General features: G+C 39.2%; 5 protein-coding genes. All 5 read left to right on the top strand.

The window, feature by feature from the left end:
* Positions 1–481 precede the first annotated feature (481 nt).
* The 5 genes from AB4589_RS22185 (at position 482) to AB4589_RS22165 (ending at position 2,576) form a co-directional block, all read left to right on the top strand.
* Complete coding sequence (locus AB4589_RS22185) at positions 482–970, top strand: Hsp20 family protein (RefSeq protein WP_017098606.1); 489 nt, start codon at positions 482–484, stop codon at positions 968–970.
* A 149-nt stretch (positions 971–1,119) separates the two neighbouring features.
* Complete coding sequence (locus AB4589_RS22180) at positions 1,120–1,362, top strand: transposase (RefSeq protein ID WP_032499864.1); 243 nt, start codon at positions 1,120–1,122, stop codon at positions 1,360–1,362.
* Positions 1,363–1,761: 399 nt separating this feature from the next.
* On the top strand, positions 1,762–1,920 hold the full coding sequence (locus AB4589_RS22175; RefSeq protein WP_372101692.1) for a hypothetical protein: 159 nt from the start codon (positions 1,762–1,764) through the stop codon (positions 1,918–1,920).
* Positions 1,921–1,940: 20 nt separating this feature from the next.
* Positions 1,941–2,258: a hypothetical protein gene (locus AB4589_RS22170; RefSeq protein WP_372101691.1), complete on the top strand. Its 318-nt coding sequence runs from the start codon at positions 1,941–1,943 to the stop codon at positions 2,256–2,258.
* Between the two features lie 57 nt (positions 2,259–2,315).
* The gene (locus tag AB4589_RS22165; RefSeq protein ID WP_017098102.1) at positions 2,316–2,576 is read left to right on the top strand and encodes a hypothetical protein; all 261 of its coding nucleotides are present in this window, start codon (positions 2,316–2,318) and stop codon (positions 2,574–2,576) included.
* Positions 2,577–2,973: the final 397 nt, after the last annotated feature.

Below are 2,973 nucleotides of genomic sequence, written 5' to 3'. Positions count from 1 at the left end.
TCTTGTGTCTAAATTTGGGTTCACACTAAGTACCATTACGTTAAATAAATCATCACATGGCTATTGATTTTTCAAACATAACCCGCACATAAGCATAGAGTCACATTCATAAATCACCTTCCATTTGATTTGATAGTAATCTCTTGTGACTCAAAAAGGCAGACTGAAAGTCTGCCTTTTTTTCATTTCTAACTCAACCAACCGATCTCGACCCCATGCCACCCGCGTAATTCATATCGTGGAATATTGCCCATCAGAGAGTAGAGAGACCGTCTAATTATGAACTATTTTTGTCTCGTCATTATAGATAGGATATAACAATTTCATATAAAAAAACTAATTCAATGAGAAATTGCTATATAAAAACTATTGAAATAATTGTTCGTAAACACTATAAAAAACCTTGAAAAGGTTGTCTTATCAAGAGGCCTTTTCATCACTCTTGTTTTTATTTTGTATTGCTTCTTATGGAGGATATATTATGAGCTCAATTGACCTATCTCCACTATACCGTAGTAGTGTTGGGTTTGACCGTCTAGCATCATTAATTGATCATGCCATGACCAGTGAAACTGCTATCAACGGTTACCCACCATATAACATTGAAGTTCTAAAAGAGAATCGCTATGCCATCACCCTGGCCGTAGCCGGATTTACTCAGGAAGAGCTTGATATTCAAGTAGAAAAGAGCGTGCTAAGTGTACGTGGGCAAAAATGTGCTGATAAAGAAAATAAATATCTGTATCAGGGTATCGCCAATCGTACATTCGAACGTAAGTTCAACTTAGCTGATTATGTTGAAGTTACGGATGCAGATCTTTCTAACGGATTGTTAACTATTACTCTGGTGAAAGAGATACCTGAAGCTATGAAGCCTAAGTCCATCACTATCAATAAAAACTGTGATGTATTAGAGCATAAGGCTGAAGAGACAAGCACCAAAGATAATAAAGCTGCTAAAGGAGAATGATAGTGTGAAAGCACATTATCATTTTTGAAAGGGGAACGGCTCCCAATCGGGAGCTGTTCTTGTGTCTAAATCTGGGTTCACAATATCCCTATCTGGCAGGGTAGTTGTCACTGTTAAAATTTAACCAGTTTGGGCGATAAAGAGTAATTGTGTCTCGTATCTCAGTAGAAAGAAAAGAAGCGATATTGAAGAAGCTGCTGCCTCCCTATTCGATGTCAGTTAAAGAAGTGTCCGAAGAGGAAGGAATTAGCACTGCGACCCTGTATTATTGGCGCCCGCAACTCAGAAGTTCAGGAGCCACCGTGCCAAAGAGCAACACTTCATCAGAGCAGTGGTCTGCTCAAACTAAACTCGCCATTGTCGCTGAAACCTATTCAATGACCGAAAATTAACTGCTCAAGTTGGTGGACTTAAAGAGGCTATTAGTTCTTATTTTGAGCAGGAAACACAGAAACAAAGCTCGAGCGAGCATTCTGTCAGGACGATTGCTGTTAGTTCTGAAATTGATAATGATCTAGGTATTAGAGGTAGTTCAGCTAAGGATAATAGTAAGAAAACAGCACTGGATTCGGTGAGTTACTTGTCTACACGAGTAACAGCGAATTTAACACCATTATTATCTAGTGAAACAATAAATAAGCTACAAGATGCGCTAAGCGAAGGCAATATTTCATTTAAATTTATTCAGAATATCGCCTTGAATAAAGGGGGATCTGAGTCTAGTTCGTGAATTGGCGCTTTCTACTGTCCCTAAACAAGAGAAAAATTATTCAGGGCATCTAGGATTAATTGTGGACTCACTTTCACACAAACGTCCAAATGTAAGCGCCACTATGCAAGGTTTACAAGGTTTTATTGATACATCGGCCTTGCAATGGCATGAAAAAACGGCAAAAAAACTGAAGGCGCGCTTGATGCGAATGCCCATGCTCGTTTTGATGGGGATTTAATGAGTTCAGCTTTGGAGTAAATGTCGAATAGTGACCTGAAAGCGACATTAACGCAATTGGAAGGTGCTTTTGGTCAGCGTTTACGAGGCGTTTTTAGGTTGGTTGCTGAACAAGTTCCGTCGTCATATCTGGCGCAAGGTGACAATGTTTTAATCTCGACTGCCATGCGTTTCAGTGGCCTAGTAGAAGGCTTGATGACGGCATTGAGTGAAAAGTTGGGTGAAGCGACCGACGTTCGGTTCAAGGATTGTGATTTCGTTAGTGAGCTTTCAGAACTAACAGCGATTGAGAAGGCGGCATTAATCAAAGTAGGAATTAAAGAAGAAATGTTGCTCTAATTTTCCCTTCGAGCGGTAACGACTGTTTTTATAATTCACACATAATGGAGGTTTTCTGTGTCAAAATGGCCGATTAGTTTTTTATTTGAGAAGAATCAATCTCGCCTGGAAGTCGCTGTTATTGACTTGGATGTAAAGCAAAGGATAAGTGATTTTTATCAGCTTGCTCAAAAACGATACTTGTTAGAAGAATTTTTATTACTTCTAAATCGTAGTCAATACAATGTTTTTCAAAATGACGTACTCTCTTGCCTTTATCGCTTGGGTATAAAGAGAGTCGATTTAAAAGTGGGCAGTAAAACGTTGAATATTTTATAAAACTCTGACCAGAACGTTATATAAGGGCTTCAAGGAAGGTAATAACCGTAGTCTTTCGGTCTTTTTTGTGACGTTGTCACAATGAAAGTTGAGTGAGGCGATCATTCCCCTCACTCAATTAGTACCTGAATATGATAACAATAAGGCCGATGGGTAGTCGTCGCTAAACCAAGACAACAACATATAACGCTCCTAACTGTTCATTAGATGATGAGTAGTACAAAGGTCTGTGAGATCCGATACAGTTAGGCTTGCGATGGATATTCTTTCTCTACATTACTCTTGTGGCCAATCACCAAATGCACTGTAGGGTTCTGTGGTTTAACTGAAATTGCGATTTTCATGTTCATGTTACGGTTGTTTTGCAAGTAACCGACCGCCGCATTTAGTTCTGGAA

The sequence above is a fragment of the Vibrio sp. 10N.222.49.A3 genome, from assembly GCF_041475145.1.
In the GTDB taxonomy this organism is placed as follows: Bacteria; Pseudomonadota; Gammaproteobacteria; order Enterobacterales; family Vibrionaceae; genus Vibrio; species Vibrio tasmaniensis_A.
This window is presented reverse-complemented; position numbering and strand designations above follow the sequence as displayed.

Coding starts and splice junctions, on each gene's coding strand:
- AB4589_RS22185 (WP_017098606.1), top strand. CDS start 482: ATGAGCTCAATTGACCTATCTCCACTATACCGTAGTAGTGTTGGGTTT.
- AB4589_RS22170 (WP_372101691.1), top strand. CDS start 1,941: ATGTCGAATAGTGACCTGAAAGCGACATTAACGCAATTGGAAGGTGCT.